This is a genomic window from Caballeronia hypogeia (assembly GCF_001544875.2).
GTDB classification, from domain to species: domain Bacteria; phylum Pseudomonadota; class Gammaproteobacteria; order Burkholderiales; family Burkholderiaceae; genus Caballeronia; species Caballeronia hypogeia.
The window spans coordinates 1-20,641 of the sequence record NZ_FCOA02000057.1 but is presented as its reverse complement, the minus strand read 5'-3'; the positions used below and the strand labels follow the sequence as shown (position 1 = coordinate 20,641).

15 protein-coding genes and 4 pseudogenes are annotated in these 20,641 nt (G+C 61.4%); 6 read left to right on the top strand and 13 right to left on the bottom strand.

The window, feature by feature from the left end; genetic code table 11:
• Position 1: 1 nt before the first annotated feature.
• Positions 2–982: an alpha-ketoacid dehydrogenase subunit beta gene (locus tag AWB79_RS37095; RefSeq protein WP_061172447.1), complete on the bottom strand. Its 981-nt coding sequence runs from the start codon at positions 980–982 to the stop codon at positions 2–4.
• Entirely contained in the window at positions 975–2,060 is a 1,086-nt protein-coding gene (pdhA, locus tag AWB79_RS37090; protein ID WP_061172446.1) for a pyruvate dehydrogenase (acetyl-transferring) E1 component subunit alpha, read from the bottom strand. Before pdhA ends, AWB79_RS37095 begins: the two co-directional genes overlap by 8 nt.
• A gap of 381 nt (positions 2,061–2,441) precedes the next feature.
• Between pdhA and AWB79_RS37085 the strand changes: the two genes are divergently transcribed.
• Positions 2,442–2,864 carry an ACT domain-containing protein gene (locus AWB79_RS37085; protein ID WP_061172445.1) on the top strand — a complete coding sequence of 141 codons (423 nt, stop codon included), beginning with the start codon at positions 2,442–2,444 and terminating at the stop codon, positions 2,862–2,864.
• 395 nt (positions 2,865–3,259) lie between these two features.
• Here AWB79_RS37085 and AWB79_RS37080 read toward each other — a convergent pair whose 3' ends face one another.
• The 7 genes and pseudogenes from AWB79_RS37080 to AWB79_RS39035 all read right to left on the bottom strand — a co-directional run.
• Positions 3,260–4,447 (bottom strand): MFS transporter, encoded by a 1,188-nt coding sequence (locus AWB79_RS37080; RefSeq protein ID WP_061172453.1) that lies wholly within the window; start codon positions 4,445–4,447, stop codon positions 3,260–3,262.
• An 85-nt stretch (positions 4,448–4,532) separates the two neighbouring features.
• Complete coding sequence (locus tag AWB79_RS37075) at positions 4,533–5,786, bottom strand: c-type cytochrome (protein ID WP_061172444.1); 1,254 nt, start codon at positions 5,784–5,786, stop codon at positions 4,533–4,535.
• Positions 5,783–6,355, bottom strand: a complete 573-nt coding sequence (locus AWB79_RS37070) for a (2Fe-2S)-binding protein (RefSeq protein ID WP_061172443.1) — start codon at positions 6,353–6,355, stop codon at positions 5,783–5,785. The genes AWB79_RS37075 and AWB79_RS37070 overlap by 4 nt, the downstream gene beginning before the upstream one ends.
• Entirely contained in the window at positions 6,352–9,168 is a 2,817-nt protein-coding gene (locus AWB79_RS37065) for a xanthine dehydrogenase family protein molybdopterin-binding subunit (protein WP_061172442.1), read from the bottom strand. The genes AWB79_RS37070 and AWB79_RS37065 overlap by 4 nt, the downstream gene beginning before the upstream one ends.
• 194 nt (positions 9,169–9,362) lie before the next feature.
• Positions 9,363–9,845 carry a nucleoside deaminase gene (locus AWB79_RS37060; protein ID WP_061172441.1) on the bottom strand — a complete coding sequence of 161 codons (483 nt, stop codon included), beginning with the start codon at positions 9,843–9,845 and terminating at the stop codon, positions 9,363–9,365.
• Positions 9,846–9,918: 73 nt separating this feature from the next.
• Positions 9,919–10,860, bottom strand: a complete 942-nt coding sequence (locus AWB79_RS37055; RefSeq protein ID WP_061172440.1) for a putative antibiotic biosynthesis monooxygenase — start codon at positions 10,858–10,860, stop codon at positions 9,919–9,921.
• Positions 10,861–11,495: 635 nt separating this feature from the next.
• Positions 11,496–11,870: pseudogene (locus AWB79_RS39035) on the bottom strand (ISL3 family transposase); the annotation flags it as partial.
• 1,347 nt (positions 11,871–13,217) lie between these two features.
• Here AWB79_RS39035 and AWB79_RS37045 point away from each other — a divergent pair.
• Both AWB79_RS37045 and AWB79_RS37040 read left to right on the top strand, forming a co-directional pair.
• Entirely contained in the window at positions 13,218–13,664 is a 447-nt protein-coding gene (locus tag AWB79_RS37045; RefSeq protein WP_232471137.1) for a GreA/GreB family elongation factor, read from the top strand.
• Positions 13,665–13,998: 334 nt separating this feature from the next.
• On the top strand, positions 13,999–14,946 hold the full coding sequence (locus tag AWB79_RS37040; protein ID WP_061172438.1) for a pseudouridine-5'-phosphate glycosidase: 948 nt from the start codon (positions 13,999–14,001) through the stop codon (positions 14,944–14,946).
• 130 nt (positions 14,947–15,076) lie between these two features.
• Here the strand turns inward: AWB79_RS37040 and AWB79_RS39030 are convergent.
• Positions 15,077–15,724, bottom strand: a pseudogene (locus AWB79_RS39030) (transposase); the annotation flags it as partial.
• Positions 15,725–16,306: 582 nt separating this feature from the next.
• On the opposite strand from AWB79_RS39030, the pseudogene AWB79_RS40290 reads away from it, so the two are divergent.
• The 3 genes and pseudogenes from AWB79_RS40290 to AWB79_RS40285 all read left to right on the top strand — a co-directional run.
• Positions 16,307–16,444 (top strand): annotated as a pseudogene (locus tag AWB79_RS40290) (cold-shock protein); the annotation flags it as partial.
• A gap of 194 nt (positions 16,445–16,638) precedes the next feature.
• Positions 16,639–17,982 carry an alkaline phosphatase family protein gene (locus AWB79_RS37030; protein ID WP_061172437.1) on the top strand — a complete coding sequence of 448 codons (1,344 nt, stop codon included), beginning with the start codon at positions 16,639–16,641 and terminating at the stop codon, positions 17,980–17,982.
• Positions 17,969–18,229, top strand: a pseudogene (locus AWB79_RS40285) (helix-turn-helix domain-containing protein); the annotation flags it as partial. The gene AWB79_RS37030 and the pseudogene AWB79_RS40285, both read left to right, overlap by 14 nt.
• Positions 18,230–18,311: 82 nt before the next feature.
• Here AWB79_RS40285 and AWB79_RS37020 read toward each other — a convergent pair.
• From AWB79_RS37020 to AWB79_RS37010, 3 genes are all read right to left on the bottom strand, one after another.
• Positions 18,312–19,097 (bottom strand): enoyl-CoA hydratase/isomerase family protein, encoded by a 786-nt coding sequence (locus AWB79_RS37020; RefSeq protein WP_061172435.1) that lies wholly within the window; start codon positions 19,095–19,097, stop codon positions 18,312–18,314.
• A 16-nt stretch (positions 19,098–19,113) separates the two neighbouring features.
• Positions 19,114–20,424, bottom strand: coding sequence for an MFS transporter (locus AWB79_RS37015; protein WP_061172434.1), 1,311 nt, complete (start codon positions 20,422–20,424; stop codon positions 19,114–19,116).
• Between the two features lie 19 nt (positions 20,425–20,443).
• A partial coding sequence (locus AWB79_RS37010) for an electron transfer flavoprotein subunit alpha/FixB family protein (protein WP_198399172.1) occupies positions 20,444–20,641 on the bottom strand: 198 nt, incomplete at its 5' end.

Genomic DNA, 20,641 nt, shown 5'->3' with positions numbered 1-20,641 from the left:
GTCACGCTGCCTCCAGTGCCTGCCTGACCGCCGCGATGATCCGCTGCGGACCGGGCATGTATTGATTTTCGAGCCGGTAAAGCGGCACCACGACGTCGTAACCGGTGACCCGCTGTACGGGCGCAAGCAGGGAGTACAAGCCTCGCTCGGCGATACATGCGGCAATCTCCGCACCGACCCCGCCGGTACGCGAGCCTTCGTGCACGATCACGCAGCGTCCGGTTTTCGCCACCGACTCGAGGATCGTGTTCATGTCGATAGGCTTGAGCGTCGTTACGTCGATCACCTCGGCCATCACGCCTTCCAGCGCGAGTTGGTCTGCGGCAACCTGCACGTCCTGCAACGCGCCGCCCCAGCTCACAAGGGTGACATCCGACCCGTCGCGCAATGGATAACAGCAGTCGAGCGGCAATGCCTCGCCGTTGTCCTCCACAGGTTGCCTGTACAGCCGGTACAGGCGGGTCGGCTCGAAGAAGATGACCGGGTCCGGATCGCGAATCGCGGCGAGCAGCAAGCCGTAGGCGCGCGCCGGGGACGACGGCGTCACGACGCGCAGGCCGGGCATATGCACGAACAACGCTTCGGGACTTTCTGAATGGTGCTCCGGTGCATGAATCCCCGCGCCACAAGGCGTGCGAATCACGAGCGGGCAGCCGAGGCGGCCTCGGGTGCGGTGCCGCAGACGCGCAGCATGGTTCAGGACGTGGTCGATAGCCGGATAAATGAATCCGCTGAACTGAATTTCCACGACGGGTTTCAGGCCCATGGCGGCCATGCCGATCGCCGAACCGACGATCGCAGTTTCGGCGAGTGGCGTATCGAGTACGCGCCCGGCGCCGAAGCGAGCCTGCAATCCGAGCGTCGCGCGAAAAACGCCACCATTCGCGCCGATGTCCTCGCCGAGCAGCATGACGGCCGGATCATGCTCGAGCTCGTACGCGAGCGCCAGATTGATCGCCTCGATCATGTTGAGCTCAGCCATCGTGATCTCCCGCCGGCGCGAAACGCCGTGCCATCGCCAGTTGCTCCTTCATGGTCTCTGGCAAAGCCGCGTAAAGATGGTCGAACATCGCCGATGCATCCGGCGCGGGAGTCGCGAGATACGCCTCCACGGCGCGCTCGACCTCTGCATGGCACGACTTGCCCAGCGCGTCGTCCTGCTCCTTGCCCCACGCCTTCAACTGCATGAGATGGAGACGCAACCGGCGCAGCGGCTCGGATTCCCATTGCTGACGCACGACCTCGGCGTCGCGATAGCGTGACGCGTCATCGGCGGTTGTGTGATCGCTCAGCCGATAGCTGAGGGCTTCGATCAACGTCGGACCATCGCCCCGCCGGGCCTTGTCGAGTGCCGTGCCGGCGACCTCACGCACGGCAATCACATCGTTGCCATCGACCTGAATACCCTCTATGCCAGCCGCGATCGCCTTTTGTGCGAGCGTTTGCGCGCCCGTCTGCCGGCTGCGCGGCACGGAAATCGCCCACTGATTGTCGTTGACGACGAGCACGAGCGGCGCACGCCAGACGCCGGCCAGGTTCATCGCCTCGTAGAAGTCGCCCTTCGAAGTTGCTCCGTCGCCCAGGATCGCCACCGCGACGCGCGGTTCGCGACGCAGCCGGAATGCGTAAGCCGCGCCGGCTGCATGGCAAACTTGTGTGGCAATGGGCACGCAGTTTGGAAAATCGTTGCGGGCAACCTTGAAGTCGCTGCCGCGCTCGTCGCCGCCCCAGTACAGCAGACTCTCGGTCATCGTGACGCCGCGCAGCAATTGCGCCGCGTGGTCGCGATAGGATGGAAACAGAACGTCTTCGGTCCGCATCGCGCTCGCCACGCCGACGCCGATCGCCTCCTGACCGAGCGACGACGCGAACGTGCCAAGCTGGCCGGTACGTTGCAGCGCGACCGCCTTGGTGTCGAACGCTCGTGTCAACACCATTCTTCGGTAGAGCTCGACCAGCACGGCGACGTCGCTCGCAAAGCCCGGTAACGGCTGCACACACTCGCCGTCGGGGCCGAGGAACTGAACGTAGCCGATGTTGAAGCTGGCAGCCGTGGTCATGATCTGCCTCCGCGCGTTCCTACGGATATCGTATTCCTTCCGGCGCCGACGCGCTCATGCCTTCTGAGACATCGAGGGATCGGAACCCGCCTGCGCGACGTCCGCCGTCGCGCCACCCGCCGATGACATACCTGTGCCGCGTTGATCGTTTCGGGGTACATGGAACGATGCCGTGGCGCACTGGTGGCGAAGCCTTTCAAAGGGGTTTGCCGAGCCGACGATTAGTTGCATTACATGATGCGATCAGTTTCTCTTCGCGGAACGGTCGTGGCCCCCTCCGCAAGAGCGAGACCGTTCGCAGGGCGCGCATTCTCCGGTCTTGTTCGCGAGCCCTTGATGAACTAGATTTTTATTTGTAATGCGACTGGCGGAGGAATTGCCATGGAACTGAGCGTCGAACTTGTCGATGTCTGGGCGGCCACCATCGAGGACAAACCGGGTGGGCTTGCGCAAGTGTTAAATGCTTTGCGGCAGGCTGGAGCCGACCTCCAGTTCGTCGTCGCACGGCGCACGCCCGAAACAGCGGGCAAGGGAGTCGTGTTCGTCGCACCCGTGCAGGGGGAAAGCGAGATCCGCGCCGCTACGCAAGCGGGCTTCAGCGTCAGCCCGAGCCTTCACTCCGTGCGTGTGATGGGTATGGATCAACTGGGGATCATCGGGCAAGTAAGCCAAATGCTCGCCGACGGCGGCGTCAACCTCCGCGGTGTTTCCGCCGCGGTACTTGGCACGCAGTTCATCGCCTATATCGCCGTTGACTCGCTACAAGATGCCGAAACTGCGGTGGACATTTTGCAGAGGGCCTGAATCGCCCATACGCACTGTCGAAGGTTCGAAGTCGGTGCGACGCCAGAACGCGCCAAGCGAAAGCGGGCATGTTTCGACGGCTTGCTTCAATTCGACCGAGACATCGGGTGGTCCCGTTTATCCACAGAAACCGTGGATAACTCTGTTGAAAAGTGAACCGGGTGTCGCGCACCCTCGACCACCCGCTCGGTTCCGCGCGTGAGTCGACGTATATGCCACCGCTCGGACGAACGTAGCCAGGCAAGCTTGTGTCTGAGATTCGAGGAAACATGGTACGTGCCTACGGACGACGCTCGGCGATCCCGACATCGCCGCCGGGGGTCCCTGCCCGTCTTCTACGCGCGGGTCGCAACCGTGCGCAGACAGTCATCGCGAGCGCGGCCGTGCCCGAACGCTCACATGGAGACATGTGTCTCGGCCGACGAGCGCTGTTCGCCTCGCTTCGGCCGGACGGCCAACCCGGCACATCCGAGCGCCACGGCCACGAGCGCACAGCCCGCCCACGGCGTCAGCCGCAAGGCACCGCGTTCGACGAGCAGTCCCCCGAACGCGGCGCCGAGCGCCACGCCCATGTGCATCGCTGACACGTTAAAACCGACAGTCGTATCCGCAAGTTCCGGCGCGATTCGAATAAGGTAGCTCTGCACGATGGGCGAGATCGACCAGCTAATGCAGGCCCACAGCATCATCGCGGGTACGAACAAGAACCTGTTGGCACTCACCAGTGGAAGCACCGCCATCGCGCAAATAAAGACGGCAGGACAGCACCATAACGCCCGCGCGGCGCCGAGCCGGTCCGAACTCTGACCGCCAAGCCATGCGCCGCCGACGCCCGCAACGCCGAAGGCCACAAACAGCGCAGCGAGTGTCGAGGGATCGGGTGCGCGCACTGCTTGAAGATAAGGCGCCAGATAGGCAAAGAGCGTGAAATGTCCGCCGATCATTGCAATCGTCACGCATTGCGCCGCCATCAGCCGGCGCTCGCCGAGCATCGCGCGCCAGGCGACGCGCGCGTCAGGAGCGGCGCGTCCGGTCGTTACGTCGCGCGGCAAGTGGCGGACGAGCCAGACCGCCATCGGCAGCACCGGTAGCGCAATCGCAACGAACACCGCGCGCCAGCCCCACCACTGTGCGATCTGCATGCCGATCGGTACGCCCAGCACGAGCGAACCGCTTATGCCCATGAAGACGATGCCGATCGCGCGGCCGCGCCTCTCGGGCGCGGTGAGCGAGGCGGCAAGCCGTGTCGCAACGAGAATGAGCGTCGCGCAGCTCGCCGCCATCAACATGCGTGCAGCGAAGAGGCTGGCGTAACCGGGGCTCGCCGCCGCGATCAGGTTAGCGACCGCGAACGTCGCGAGCGAGACGAAGAGGGCTAGGCGCCGTCCGGTGCGGGCGACAAACGGCACGGCTGCAAGCGCGGCCAGTGCGAAGACAGCGGAGAAAATGGTCGTGAGCTGGCCCGCTGCGGCCGTGGAAACCTGAAGCCCCGCGGCGATTTCAGGCAAGATGCCCACGCAGATGGTTTCGGCGACGCCCGCCAGGAAGGCGGTAGCGGCGAGCAGATAGACGCGGAAGTCCACGAAGTCCCCCTCTGTGCCGAAGCGCCAGGCTTCAGTGATCCCGGAACGCATCGAGAACCAGCAACGACGCCGCGAACATTCCGCCTCAACGCAGCGACTTTACCGCGTCCGCCGTGACGTCGGCGCGCTGGCCGCCCCAGGTCACGCGTAGATAGTTGGCGAGTTGCGCAAGCTGCTCGTCGCCATAGGCATCCGCAAAACCGGGCATGGCCTGCATCCTTTCCATCCCCGTGAACGGCTGCGCCGCGATGCCGTCGAGCATCGACACGACCAGATTGCGTGGGTCGGGCTGACGCAAGGTCGAGTTGCCGTTCATCGATACCGCGACGTGCGGCTTGCCCTGGCCGTCGAAGCCATGACAGCCCGCGCACGAATCGAGATAGAGACCACGACCCGCCGCGAGTTGCGCCGTGTCGTCGGCTCTGATGGCTGCGAGCGGCGCGGGCGCGGGCGGCGCATCGCCGAGCAGATACGTGGCGAGCGCTCGCACATCGCCCGCGTCGAGATGCTGCGTGCTGAGAAACACCACCGGATGCATCTCGCCGAATGCGGAGCCTTGCTTCGCCATTCCCGTCGCGAAGAACGTCTGGAGATCCGCGCTCGTCCAGCCGCGCGCCGCGAGGGCGGCTGGCGTGATGTCCGGCGCACCGATGCGTCCGAGCGCGCCGCCCTGAAGCGCCTTCGTATCCAGCATCTGGCCCAGCGCGCCGCGCGGCGTGTGACATTCCGCGCAATGGCCGAGCGCGTTGGCAAGATAGCGTCCGCGCATCCAGTCGGCGGAGCGACCCGACGATGCATCGGGCAACGTGTCCTTCAAGAGCAGCATGTCCCAGAACCGGACTCCAAGGCGGATGTTGTACGGAAACTTGAGCTCGGCCTCCCTGTTCGACACGGCCGCCGGCTTCACCGACATCAGATACGCATAGATCGCGTCGCTATCCTCTCTCGTCATTTGCCGGTACGACGTGTACGGCATCGCGGGATAGAGCTTGCCTCGCGGCGATCGGCCGTCATGCAGCGCGGCGTAGAAGTCGTCGGCGCTCCACTTGCCGATGCCGTGCTCCGGGTCGGGCGTGATGTTCGTGCCAAAGAACGCGCCGTACGGCGATTCGAGCTTGACGCCACCCGCGAACGGCGCGCCGTTCGGCGTGGTGTGGCATGCGGCGCAATCGGCGGCCTTGACCAGATAACGGCCATGCGCGATCCGCTCGGGCGTGCTTGCGACCGGCGCGGCGCTGGCCTGCCGCTGACCGCAACCGGACAGCGAGAGCGCCGCGAACGCCGCGCAGGCCGCGACGATGAAAGTCGTCGCATAACGAGTGACGATCGACGGCATCATGCTGCGTCCTTCACGAGGCCGGGCGTGGACAGCACGAGATCTTTCACGGCCTCGTAGTAGCGCACGTAGCCCGTGCAGCGGCAGATGTGATCGTTCAACGCCTCCGTGATGGTGGCTTCGATCTTGTCTTTCGCGACGGGATTGCGCTTGAGTCTTTCGAGGAGCACGGTCGTCGCGTTGACGAAACCCGGCGTGCAATAGCCGCACTGGAAGCTGAAGTGCTCCAGGAATTTTTGCTGCACAGCAGACATCGCGACGACTTCGCCTTGTTCGTTGCGCTTCGCATGACCTTCGATCGTGCGCACCGTCTTGCCGTTGAAGAAATGCGCACCGTTGATGCAGGTGCGGACTTCCTCGCTCGTGCCGTCGGCCCGGTCGACGATCACGACGCACGCATGGCAGATGCCCTGCCCGCAGCCGAGGCGCGATCCCGTAAGGCCGACGTATTCGTGCAGGAAGTCGATCATCGGCAGACCCACGGGCACGTCCATCGGGCCAACCTTGTTGCCGTTGATGGTCATCGAGAGCGAGCGCATTTCGATGCCCGGGGCGGACTGGACGGCCGTCATGCGAGCACCTTCTGAATGTTTCGCGGCGTCACCGGCAGATCGGTGAAGCGATGCCCAATCGCGTGCGCGATGCCGTTGACGATGGCGCCGACCACCGGAATCATCACGACTTCGGCGATTCCCTTGGGCGGATCGGACTCCGTGAGCGGTGGCAGGACTTCGCCGGTCTGTGTCCATACGGCGACGTCGCTCGCGAGCGGCAGGCGATAGCGGTTGAAATTCCACGTGCCGTTGCCCGGGCCGTCTTCGTAGAGCGGCAGCTGCTCGTGCAGCGCGTGACCGATGCCCATCGCGAGGCCGCCCTGGAGTTGTCCCGAGACGAGCGCCGGCGAGAGCTGATTGCCGCACTCCATGATCGAATGATGCGAGAGCAGATCGACTTTGCCGCTGCTCTCGCTCACCGTGAGTTCGACGAGCGTGCCGATCGCGCTGTAATACGTGACGGCGGCCTTGTTGCGGCTCACGGGCGGAATGAACACTGCCTTGCGATCGAGCACGATATAGCTGTTCGGCGTGAGTCCATCGCCCCTGCCTGCGCCGTGACGCAGCGAGAGACCGTCTATGGGAAGCCGCTGCGCCTCGCCCGCGATGTCGAAGAGCGCTTCGCTCCACTGCCAGCGGTTGAACGTATGCACCGTCGCGCCGGTGACGAGGCCGAGCGCGTGCGCCTTCTTCGCGAGCTGTTCGACCGTCAGCGCTTCCATGCCGTTGGCGGACAGCCTGCCGTCGATCCAGCGCGCGTCCTCGATGCGCACGACGAACGACGCCGCCTGGCCGCCGCCGATCCCCTGCCCCCAGATCGCCATCGCCGCGGGCCAGAGACCCTGGCGAAACACGACGCGCGCCGCCTCCTGCGTGGCGTGCGTGTAGTAGTAAGCCGAGTTGGACGCGCTCACGGGCGAGGCGAGCGCCGGCGACCAGCGCGGATTCGCGCTCAGTCCATCCTGTTCCGCCTGCGACATGATGTAGGGATCGCCGCTCGAGATTACCGGAAGATCGGACCAGTCGGTGATCAGCATCCGCACGTCCACTGCCGGCTTGCCGAGCCATTTCGCGACCGCGAGCGCCTGCGACGTCGAGGAGCCCGTGCCGATCTCCGCGCCCGAGTGCGACAACGCAACGCGTCCATCGGCGCTAATTTCCACCCTGGCGAATGCGCTTTCCGCACCCGTGCCGAAATCCTTCTGCGTGCACGAGAAGCCCACGCCGTAGCGCTTGCCCGGATGCCTGGCTTCGTATTCGGTCTTGCGCTTCGCGCGCTCCACCCACAACGGATGAGCCTGTGATTTTTTCAGCACTTCTTCTGCACGCATGACGCCTGCAGGAATCGCGCCCTGCGTGTTCTTCATGCCGGTGCGAAACACGTTCCTGAGTCGCAGTTCGATGGGATCGATGCCGAGCTGCGCCGCGATGTCGTCGATCATCATTTCGGTTGCGGCCATGCTTTGCAGCGTGCCGTAGCCGCGCGCCGAGCCGGCGTCGATCGCACGCGAGGCGATGGCGACGGTCGTCAGATCGCTCTGCGGGATGTAGTAGATCGACTGCGCGGCGGTTGCGCCGACCATCGCGACCGAAGGCGAGAAGTTGCAGCGTCCGCCGCCGTTCGCTTCGAAGTCGCCCTTGAACGCCTGGATGAGCCCCGTCCTTTTGTCGATCGCCATGCGATAGCGCATGTCGAACGCATGGCGCTTGAGCGAACTCTGAAACTGCTCGAAGCGGTCGTTAGCGAGACGTACCGGATGGCCGTCGCCGTACAGCGACGCGACCAGGCCGTAGAACGGCACGTTGTAGTGGTCCTTCGAGCCGTATCCCACCGTATAGCACGGATGCAGGAACAGTTTCTTCAGCGGGAAATGCGACTTCGACGTCATCTCGATGACGCTCTCCGTCACCTCGGTCGGCCCTTGGGTAGGGATGACCATGTGGAGTGATTGCGTCGCGGTGTCGTACCAGCAGTTCGCGTTGTCGGGTTCGAGCGCGGCCGTATCGACTGATTGCGTGCGGTAGCGGCGATCGACGACCAGCCAGTCTTCCGGTGGATGCGCCAGCGCGTCCGCGATCTGCTGCGCGAAGAACGCGCCCTGCTCGTCCAGCTTGCCGTGCGCATCGGCATCGGCCCAGACCGGTTCGCGCTTCTTCATCATGTGCGGGAAGAGCGGTGTGTCCTTGAGGCTCGAGAACGTGTCGTCGTCATAAGGCGTCTTGCCGCCGACGCGAACAAAGCGGAACGCCGCCCAAGGATCGCGTTCGATCGGGCCCGTGCTTCCACCGTAGCGGATCGTGTCCTCGCGGAATTGCAGCTTCTCCTTCGCGAAGCGAAAGCGCGCGAAGTCGTGATAGATCAGGATCGCAACCGCCTGGCCCAGATACGCGGGCGTCTTGCCGCTTGGCAGCAGCATGTCGTCGCCATAAAACGCCGGGAACGCGAGACGGTCGCGCGCGAGATCGTCCGCTGTGACGATGCGATCCGGCGCGAGACCGGCCGCGTCCAGCACCGACAGATCGAAACCCTGGTAGGCGCGGTCCGCGAGCGTCGTGCGCAGGATCATCGCGTGTGACTGCTCCCGGGGCCAGTGCGTCATGTCGGAGGCGCGGATGTCGCGGGCGAATATCTTCGCGCCCGTCACTTTCGCGATACCGTCGATGCGGAATTTCGCGTCGCCGCTTTTCGCGTCCCATTGCACGGGAGTCAGAATTTTTTCTTCGAACAACGCGGCAAACGCGCGGCTTCCGAGCGGCGCGACAAATACCGATACGCCGGCGAGCGCGCTCGCCTTAAGAAAACCGCGCCGGGACAGGCCGTGATTCCCCATGTCCTTCTCCTCAAGTTATCACCCGAACGCCGTCTGCGCGAAACACTCCGAGGCTGGACAACAAGAGTCTGCAAGAAATAACGCGAGGCGTCGGCGGTGAGGTCGATGTCTGACTCGGCCTCGCCGGGAAAAGGTCTATCCTTGTCGAGAGCCTCCCCTCAACGCGGACACGGCGCCCCCGACGAAGCGATGAATCAGTACGGCACGCGATCGGCCTTGTTCTTGTACTTCTTCCAGACCTCGACAGCTTCCGCCTGCATGATCTGCTGGCTTGGAATGGACCGCTCCGCCATGGGCTTCTTCATTTCGCCGTAAATCATGCTGTCGTCGAAATCGCCGTATTCCGCGGCGTCCTCGTTCGAAGAGGCATAGTAGATCCGCTTGATGCCCGCCCAGTACGCCGCGGCCATGCACATCGGACACGGTTCCGCGCTCGTGTATAGCGTCGCGTCGCGCAACTTGAAACTGCCTTCGGCCTTGCACGCCTTGCGAATGGCTTCGATCTCTCCATGCCAGGTTGGATCGTTTTCGGCGACGACCCGGTTCGCACCTTCAGCAATGATCTTGCCGTCCTGCACGATGACAGTGCCGAATACCCCGCCGGCGCTATCGATCATCGAGGTTTTCTCTGACAGCTCGATTGCTCGTGTCATGAACTTCTTGTCGTCATCCGTCATGGTTTGCCCCTCAGGCGTGCGGCGGCAGCAGCAGCACTGGAAGTCGCCGCCGATGTTGGGCGCATATCACGCTTCAGAATACAAGCATGAATATCGCCAATTCGATGAGGTAAAGCCCGAGCATCGTGCAGGCTCCGAGCATTTCGCGTCGGCGGCGCTGCGCCGGCTCAGGCCGTAGCCACCAGCCCATGAAAAAGACTGCAACCTTCATCAGCGGCCAGGACACCAGCGAAACGCTGATCGCATTGCCGATGAATGTCGCGATGGACACGTGCAGCCCCGCGAGCCACGGGCTCAGAAACTTGATCTCGAGCATGACGACTGGAAACAACACGAGCAGCACGAGCGCCGTCTGTTTCCACGCCGGCGGCGGCTTGTCGCCGGTGTCCGGAAACCAGCCCGCAAAAGGGCTTTGCATCCGATAGCTTTTCCAGCTCGCAACGTTTGGCTGCACCCGCTCGAGCAATTGCTTGCGATCGGTCGAGCCGAGCCACGCATCGAGTTGTGCAGGCGTCGAGAAGCGCACGAGCGTCGTCCAGTACTGCATCTCCTCCGATACCGGCGCCTGCACGAGCGTTCCCATGTAGCCCGGGAACATGGACTGGCTCGCCTGAATGGTTTCCGCCCACGACCTGAATATGGATTCCTTGCCCGCTTCCACCACGGTCATGATGACTTCCGTCACGCAAGATAGCGGATCCAGCGCGTGGACCGTTTCGTCATCGGCTCGCGCGCCACCGGCTTGTCGCATGGGCGCAAGTTCGGCAAACAGTTGCTCGCGTACAGGACACGTACGCCAGACTTCGAGCGCCTCGGGCGAGCGGAATCGCTGGATGATCCGCCAGTCCGGCGAACCCGCGAAGGCCGGTGCAATGTCGAGTGCGAGAAATCCGGCAGCCTGACTGGCCCCGCTGGTAAATTTCGATTGCCAGGCCGCGAATGGCTGTCCCATGTCGGCGCGCAAGGTGACGTTCGTCGTGATGGCGGTCGCAGCCGGAAGAGTCGAGTCGTTCATTATGTTTTTCCACCGAGCGTGTTGATCTGCTGTAACGCTTCTTCGGCTTTTCTTTATCGACTGGTAAGGCAGTTGTACCCGTCCCCTTGCATAGGGAAAGTACCCCGTTACAAAATCCTATGACTTTTCCATTTGCATCCTGCTCCGACACTGAACCAGTTTAAGAAGAAACGGCCCGTGTTAGCAAGCGAAATCAAGCCGCGACGACGCACGGTTATCGACGGTCCAGCGAAAGAAGTTACTTATACCTAGACAAGTAGTGCTAAACATCATTCTTTCACACCGGCGCGTAACCACTCGCCTGTTTCCGAAACGAGAGGTATTTCGCGACCGTCGATCAGTTTGTTGCAACCACACGAGTCGAGGATGCGCCGCGGACGGGTTGATTCACGTATGAAGTAATCTTCCTGGCGATGGCATTTGTCGATTCCTCAGTCGTTCGACTGCTGGCCCAGCGCGAGTCGCGTGCTCGACTTCTCCGGGCATTCGGTCACCCAGGGTCTCCAGCGGCACCGACCCGGCTGAAATATGGCAGCTCCACAAGGAGCCGAACCACGACGCTGGTGTTCAGCGGATGTCGGCAACGCGAGAGAATGCCGTGCAAGTAACGATTCAGTCGGGAAGGCAGCCGAGCCACCGGCAGGGACCGCCACCACGGTGACGTAGCGATGCCCTTTGTACAGGGCAAATTCGTCCATTGTCCGATAGCGCTGCGCTGACCAGTCCGGCTTTTCCGGCTTGACAAGACGTGCTCGCAAACGCATCTTGTCGATCGATTTGACCGTGTACCAACCCAGATCGTAGAACTGCGTCACAGCGTATTCGAACAGCGGAAGATCAGGAACCCGGCGTACGGTCGTCTCATGAATCTGCGTGCAGCAGACGCCGCATTGTTCGCAGCGCATCACTTTGCCGACCGGCTTTGGATAAAGCGAAACCGTGCGGTGCTCGCCTTGCGGCCACTCCACACGCTCAACCCGATAGCGACCGTATCTCAGCCCCGCCGCCATGCAACAGCGAAACCTCGCATCTCCTCCCGTCGCATCCGTGACGAGCCTGGACAATCATCACGGTATTGCATCGATCGCGGAAGACCATGCACGTCCAGTTCGGGGCGCACGCGCATCGGAAAGCCAAACTTCCTCTACTTCGATATCCTTATCGAATATGAAGGGATGTTGACTTGACGATGAATGACGAGTGCGAACCACATCAAGGGGCCGGGGCTGGCAATCAGCGCAAACCATGAGATCAATCGACGCGAGCCGTCGGAAACATCCAATGCGCCACGAAACCCGTTCGAACCGAACGTGGAGGCACACAAATCACTGCGCATACTTGGCACGACGGTCCACAACCAACGCGAGCGCGTCGAGATAGATGTTCAAAGACCTCTGCACCGATTCGGCAATCAGCCGGACAATACCCGCTGACGAAGCACATGTATGCTTTCAGCGCACACGGTTGCAAAAGCGTACACGGAACCCAGCAATTCCTTGTTCTGCTCGCGCGAGCACCATGAATCAGCAAGAAGCTCTCAGCTCCAGAGGACGTTGCTCGACCTCGAACGAACATTTCACGCGTCGATGATCGTCGCGCCCGCGAACCTTGCAAAACGCTGACGGATGCGCTCTAATAGGCATGCCTGCCGCATTTTTGATCAACTCACGGGTCGCTGCCTCGAGGTCCTAGTCGTGCTTTTCGTTCCGCGCTATCGCCCCGCTTTCCCCGGCTTTCCTGCGTTAGACGGGACGCGTACTGGCGCGCATCGGAAATCCGCTACAGTGAAGCGCACCCATTACCGCGCTCTCCGCGCGGACAAGTCAGTACTTCCTTCTGCCCGGCTCTTCGCAAAATTAAAAAGGCAGTAAAGCGAGAGCCGGGCGCACCACCTTTCTGAAGACCACCGACGGTAATCCATCACGAGTTGCGTGAGGGTCGGCCGTCTGCGTGCCAAAAAAGCCTGACTCCCTTGCGCTGCTCGTGAGCAGTTCTTCAGTGTCGCGAACGAAAAGCGGCGTCTTGGGATCGACTCGAAGGATCGAAGCCATGAGAACGCAAACGAAACACCTGAGTGAGATCCCAACGGTTCGACAGAAAACCTCCGCTTCTGGCTTTACGTGAAGGAGCCATCGAGCGAGGACAAGCGTCACCGAGATAATTCAGCGCTTCGCCCCCCTCATGCAAGTCGCTTTCTGACGATCGAGCCAGTGCGTTTGTCACCGAAACGCGCCGCGCGATGTACAGCAGGTGGGGACCGTCGACCGACTCATTTTCTTCGACAGGTCGTGGCTCGACGTATGGAGCGATCGCGATCGCGCCGATATCTGAAACCTGTATTCCAGTCGGAGGCACACATGTTGTCTACAAAGAACATTTCGATGACGATCAAAACCGCGCACATGGAAGTCCAGCCAGTCGTGTCCGAATCCGACATGGCACGACTTCGCGAATGTGCGCACCTGCCGACGGTGTCCTCGACGCAGCGCTCCCTTTTGGACGCCATCGAAGCGAAAGCTATATTTGTCGATTCAGCTGAAATGCCACCCGACGTCGTCACGATGAACACAACAGTCGAATGTACGACCACCGACGGCACTGGCAGGCACGAGTGGACGTTGGTCTACCCCCGCGAGGCCGACTATCAGCGTGGACGACTGTCCGTTCTCTCGCCGATCGGCATCGCACTGCTGGGCGCGCGTCGCGGACAAGTCATCGTGTGCCTTCCGCCGAGCGGCGTGCCCGTACACTATGTGATCCAGAAGATCCTGTTGCAACCAGAGAGTCGTCATTCGGCGGACTAACAAGACCGTAAGGAGCTCGCGAAGAAGCCACCGGCGTGGTGTATCTCTCGAGAAGCACGGACCACCCCTGCCAGACGTTTTCGGCGGGCGATAGCTTCGCCCCCGAAGTTCTCGCTGGCAAAACTCGTCGACACGATCAAGCGCCTTCGCCGAGCGCATCTCGATCGACGATTCATCTGGGCCGCAAGGCGGATCGGCAACGGTACCGATCCGCGGGGGATCCTGCACCTTTCTGTCGCTCGACAGGAGACCTGACGCTTGCACTGCTTGCAAAACGAACCACGCACGAGGCTCGTGCTGCATACTTTGGAATCGCACCGCCGAGAACATCGACATGATTACCGATCTTGCGGCATCCTGGCTGACCTTCAGCGCGCCCGTAGCCGCTGCGCAAGCCGCCGGCCGTCCACTCGTTGCGCTGGAATCCACCATCATCGCGCACGGCATGCCGTACCCGGAGAATATTCACACCGCGCGCGAAGTAGAGGACTTGATCCGGGCCGCAGGAGCCGAGCCCGCGACGATCGCACTGATCGATGGACGAATCCGCATCGGCCTTGCGGATGAGGAGCTCGAAATGCTTGGCCGTTCCAGCAAAGTGCACAAGGTCAGCCGCCGCGACCTGCCCGCTGTACTGGCCAGCGGCGAACTCGGCGCCACGACAGTGGCCGGCACGATGATATGTGCCGCACTGGCCGGCATCGAGGTATTCGTCACCGGCGGCATTGGCGGTGTGCACCGGGGCGCGCAGAAAACCTTCGACATTTCGGCCGATCTGCAGGAACTGGCAAGGACGTCCGTGGCAGTTGTCTGTGCGGGCGCGAAATCGATCCTCGATATAGGGCTCACCTTGGAATACCTGGAAACGCATGGCGTACCGGTGCTCAGTTGCGAGCAAGACAACTTCGCTGCCTTCTACACGCGCGATAGTGGATTTCGCGCGGATTTGAGGCTGGACGACGCAGCGGAGCAAGCACGCTTCATTCGCACCAAGTGGGATTTGGGCCTAGCCGGTGGCGTGCTGCTGAGTGCTCCGGTGCCAGAAGCGTCTGCGATGATCGCGGAAGAAATCGACGCTCTGACTCGACAAGTGCTCGGCGAGGCAACGACGCAGGGAATTTCCGGCAAAGCGGTGACACCATTTGTGCTGGCTCGCCTCCACGAGCTAACAGGACGACGCAGCTTGGCGACCAACATCGCGCTCGTCAAACACAATGCCGAGGTCGGCGCAAGGCTAGCGTTGGCGCTAGCACGCGCGGGGCGAAGCGGGGGCACGGCCTAACGCTGCCGCCATCGACCCTGGCTCTCGTCAGGTGCCGGACGTGTTGCGAAACCCTTGGGCCTTGAGGCAAAAATAGTTCTATTCTCCCATCCTGCTCGATTCGGTCGGCCGTAGCCGTTTGGCTTATTCAACGCCTGCCCGCACGCGTTGTCGTTCGATGACGAGCCCGTGCAAAAGGGCAGGCATCGAATAAACCCAAGTTCGGCACTGGTGCGTATGATCTCGCATCGGTAGTGAATCGATGGATGGCCCGTTCGCCCGCAGGACATCGGTAAATATCGCTCTTGGAATCGAAGATGAAGTCTGCCTTCGTGAAGAGGCCCTTCTTTCTTCAGGCTGAGGTGCGCGGTTTCGGCACATACGCGCTCACTTCATTCTGATCGCAGGCCAAGATCTCCGGACCGCTGAAGTAGCCTCGATCTGCAACCACCTTCAGCTTCGACTTGCCCATCGCATTCTTAGCCGACAACGCCTCTTTGCTAAGTCGCCCGTGATCGTTCCCGACATTGGTCACTTCGTGCTCCACGATCAGGTGATGCTTTGTGTCCATGGCAGCCTGAACTTCGTAGCCCACGATGCCAGCCCCCTTTCCGCTTGCTAACATGGACCGTGCATCTGGATCGGCCAGCGACAGCTGTTTGTATGGATGCTTATCGAACTGCTCTCCCACCTTCGCGAGTTCACACATCTGGTCGCGTACGTGAACGATCTTCTCGTGCAGTCCCACAGTCTTCAAGTCGACACCCGTCGGACTGACGCGATCAGCGGTCTCAATCGCATACGCAAGGCCGAGTTCTAGGCCTGTCGTCACGTATTCTCTGGCCGCGGTCCGCTCTCGGCATAGTGCGTGTGCCTGTCGGGAGGCGCTTAAGCTGGCGCGCGCTGGACAGGGACTCTGCACGGGCACCGATATGAGCAAGTTTGACGAGCAACTCCGAGGTGTCATCTGGTGTCGTCACCACCGCCCCGCGCGTCCAGCCTTTGCGTCATTGATGGAAGTTGCGCGTGCACGCGTCCAAGTCTCGAATCAACTTGTGCTCTTGGCAGTACAACAAGCACCATGTCTCTTCAGGTTTCATCGTACGTTTTCGGGGCTTCCACCACGCCCATCAACTTAACGGTAGGAACGACCGCCTTCCTAAAGTCCGACGCAGCAATGAGGCGTATAACCGATTGACACCAATGCCGGGGTAGACAAAAAATATCCACGCATTGGTACTTGAAAGGCCCAATAGTTCTTTTGTGACACTGAATTTTCTGCTCCTCTAGAACCAAAGCGTTTGTCATTGCCGGAATCTCGCACGGTGGCGGAGTCGACCTTTTCGCACACTATTCCGGAATCTCGCACGGTGGCTGAGTCGACCTTTTCGCACACTATTCCGAGATTCGCGTGGAAGGCTGCAAGACCCTCTCTGAGAACCCAAAAGTAAGCTTCGAACTAAACCAAGGTGAAAAAGGCGCACAGGCGGAAAACGTTCATCCCGCTCAGCCAAAGTGAGTGGATTCCAGACTCCCTTCGCCGAAGAATTCTCCAGCCCGGCTCGCTCCGCTTTGCACATTTTTATCCCTGGCCATTTAGAGACAACGTTGTTGCATCAAAGAACATTAGCCCTCACACCGGTTGGTCAATGGAGGTCGTGCGTCTTCTACACAACTTGCTGTCCTTTCAAAAGAATGAAGCCGAGGTGACCTATGGCTGCTATACAGCACGTGTTCGTGCTCATGCTAGAGAATCGTTCTTACGACAGCGTGTTCGGATGGTCGAGGTTGACGGGCACTACGCCTACCGGCGCGGCGACGACCGCTAACGGACTTCCCGGTGGCCCAATCGTCAATATTGGACGGACAGGAACTTCCTACCAGCTAGGAAGAGGCGCTCCCTATGCGCTTGGCTTCGACCCCGGTCATGAATTCACCGACGCATGTGTCCAGTTGTGCGGCTTGCAGGTCGCCAATGGTGACACAGTACGCAACGACTCCCTCGTGCTGGGCGCCGCGGGCTACCCTTCGTTCGCAACAGACATCTCAACGACAGGTTTTGCTGGAACGTACGAAGACCACTCCGACGTGGTGACCGATGCCTTCAACGCTTTCACGCCGGACCAACTTCCCGTCCTAAACTTCTTGGCAAGCCAGTTCGGCGTATGCGACAACTGGTTTGCCTCGATGCCGGGACCCACGTGGCCCAATCGCTTCTTTGCCGTTGCGGGGACTTCGTCGGGACTCGACCATTCTCCGAGTGATGCGCAAGTTCTGGAAGCCGTGTTTTTCAACGCCCCGATTTTTACATTCCCAAACGGCACGGTGTTTTCGAAGATTCAGGAGTCGGACTGGCTCATCGTGCTGGGTGACGTCGCGCAGACGCGCGGCATCTACGGAATGCAAAACCTGCTTAGTCGATTTGTTCCAATGGATACGCTTCTATCGCGGCTTGCCTCCAACTCACTGACGGAAAAGTTCGTATTCATTGAGCCGACATATGATGCAAAGAATGACTTCCGAAATGGAAATTCAATGCATCCATCTGGTGACGTCCGCAAAGGCGAAGCATTGGTAAAGCAGGTCTACGACGCTATCAGCGCATCCACTCTATGGTCCAGTAGCGTGCTGCTGATCGTGTTCGATGAACACGGGGGCTTTTTCGACCACGTGACACCTCCGATTGCCGTGCCGCCTGGCTCAACCGAGAACGCCCGCCTGAAAACACATAACTTCTCTTTCGACAGGTTTGGGGTACGAGTTCCTGCCATTGTCGTTTCTCCCTTCATACCTGCAGGCACCATCGACCATTCTTTGTACGACCATACGTCGATTCTAAAGACGACAGACAGACTTCTGGTACTTAATGGGCTGCTCGACCTGACGGCGCGTGTTCGTGCGGCCGACGACTTCTCGAAGATGTTAAGTCTTTCGACACCTCGTCTTGATATCCTACGATGCCCCTCACCAAACGCCACCAGCGGGGCCGTCAGACCGTCGAGCGAAGGCGCCCCTCGCTCGAAAGACCCTTTCCTACCGCTGTATGCGCATCATTAGGCGACTACCGGTGCTATATGGGCGTCTGCCACCGAGCCTTTCGGAACGTACGCTGACGCGTTACTTCGTGCAGCATATCGGTGAGAGCGTCGGGCGTTGTATCGCCCGCGTTCGCATCGGGCATGCGTGCCGGATGCGAGGCGATGCGTCCCTGTCCATATCCGTCATCGCCGCCCGCTCGCGCTTTGCGAATATCGCCAATTTCCACCGGCAATTCAAGGCTGCCAGGCAGACGACGCCGGCCGAGTATCGACGCCGGTTTCTGCCCGGGGACATCGCGGAGCAGGATGCGGCGGCAAAGCGTCGAAGCCGGTGCTGCTTAGGCAGCGTCATTCATCTCGATGCAATCCGAAATTCGCGGCGCGCTTCTCCCGAAACGCAGCGACGCCTTCCGCCGCGTCGGGCGACGCCTTGCAGACCGATGCGGCCAGTTCGTGCGCTGACTCCCATCGGCCTGCTTCGATACAACCGATCAGGCGCTTTGCGACGGAGAGCGAAGTCGCGGATCGTCGTGCGAGCAGATCGCAAACGGTCGCGACGTGCGCGTCGATTCGCTCCGGCGGAATCACATCATTGACAAGGCCCCATTCCAGCGCACGCGCCGCTCCGATCGGCTCGCCGAGCAGAATCATCTCCCGCACGCGGCTGCCGCCGATCAATCGTGTCAGCCGCGCGCATCCCATCCAGCCGGGAATCGCGCCGACTTGCGCTTCCGGAAAACCGAGTCTCGCCTCGGGCGTGGCGTAGCGCAGATCGCAGGCGAGCGCGAGTTCGAGACCGCCTCCGAGCGCGTGTCCCTTCAACACCGCAACGGTCGGGATATCGAGCTCCTCGAGCGCGCGAAAGACACGGTTGCCCGCGCGAATAAAGCGCGTGCCCATTTTCACGGGATCGAGCGCGCTCCATTCGTCGATATCCGCGCCGCTCGAGAAGAACCTCGCGCCGGCCGATCGGAACACCAGCACGCGCACTTCATCGTCCTCTTCGATGCGGCCGAGCGCGCGCGCAATGGCGTCGAGCATGCTCAAGGTCAGCGCATTGTGCCGGCCAGTGCGATTCAGCGTGATCGTGGCGAGCGGTCCATCGACCTGATATAAGACGTCCTGCGTCGACATGCGAATCCACTCCTTTTCAATCCGGTCGAGCCATCGCTCCGGCTCCGGCGTACCGATGTTCCCCGGAATGCGCCGACGGTCGCAGCACACGCATGACGATCCACGCAAGGACATAGGCCGACGCGCATATCGCGAACAGCACGTTATAGCCGCCATTCAGATTGCCGAGCGCATTGAAGTGATCGAGCAGCGCGCCGACGAGCAACGGAAACAGCGTGCCGCCGACCGCCCCGGCCATGCCGCCGATGCCGACCACCGAGCCGACGAGCTCCTTGGGAAACATATCCGACGCGGTGGTGAACAGATTGGCCGACCATCCCTGATGCGCGGCCGCGACCAGACTCAGCAGACCGACCATCGCCCACATGTTGTCGATCCACGACGAGAACGCGATCGGCACCACGAGCAGCGCGAGAATAAGCATCGCGGTCTGCCGTGCGCGCCGCACGTCCCAGCCGCGCGCGATCAGCATCGACGAAAGCCAGCCGCCGGACACACTGCCAATCGATGTCGCCACATACACGACCACGAGGGGCAAGCCCAGGTTCTTCATGTCGAGGTGATAGCGCGACGAGAAGTAGGACGGCAGCCAGAAGAGCATGAACCACCAGATCGGATCGGTCATGAACTTGCCGACGATGAATGTCCAGGTGGAACGCAGCCTGAGCAGCGCAAGCCAGCTTGCGGACTGCTGCGCGGCGGGCGTCTCGGCACGGCCCTCAGCGATATAGGCGAGTTCGCTGTCAGAGACTTTCGCGTGTTTGCCCGGTGCGTAATACATCGAGTACCAGAATCCGAGCCAGACGAAGCCGGTCAGCCCCGTGATCAGAAACGCCGATTGCCAGCCGTGATTCGCGGCGAGCCACGGCACGATGGCGGGCGCAGCCACCGCTCCGATGCTCGTTCCCGATGTCAGGATGCCGACCGCCAGCGCCTGTTCCTTGCGCGGAAACCACTCCGACACGGCCTTGACCGCAGCCGGGAAGTTGCCGGACTCCGCGAGCCCGAGCAAGGCGCGCATGAAGGAAAAGCCCAGCGTATTGCGCACGATCGAGTGGCCGCACGCCGCGATGCTCCATACGAGCACGCAAAGACCGTAGCCCAGTTTCACGCCGAACCGGTCCACGAGTTTGCCGGACAAAATCAGGCCAATGGCATAGCACGCCGTGAAAACGACCACCATGTAGCTGTATTCGGTCTCGGTCCAGTGAAAGCGCAGTGCGAGATCGGGCTTGAGCAAGCCAAGCACCTGACGATCGAGGTAGTTGATGGTCGTTGCGAAGAACAGCAAGGCGCAAATACGCCACCGATAGCGGGTTCGGTCCATTTTCAGTCGCTCACAAGATTTAGGTCAGTGCGGTTAGTTCCGGCACGGCCGAGAACAGATCGCCGACGAGACCGTAGTCGGCCACGCTGAAGATCGGCGCTTCGGGGTCTTTGTTGATCGCCACGATGACCTTCGAGTCCTTCATGCCCGCGAGATGCTGGATCGCGCCCGAGATGCCGACGGCCACGTACAGTTGCGGCGCGACGATCTTGCCGGT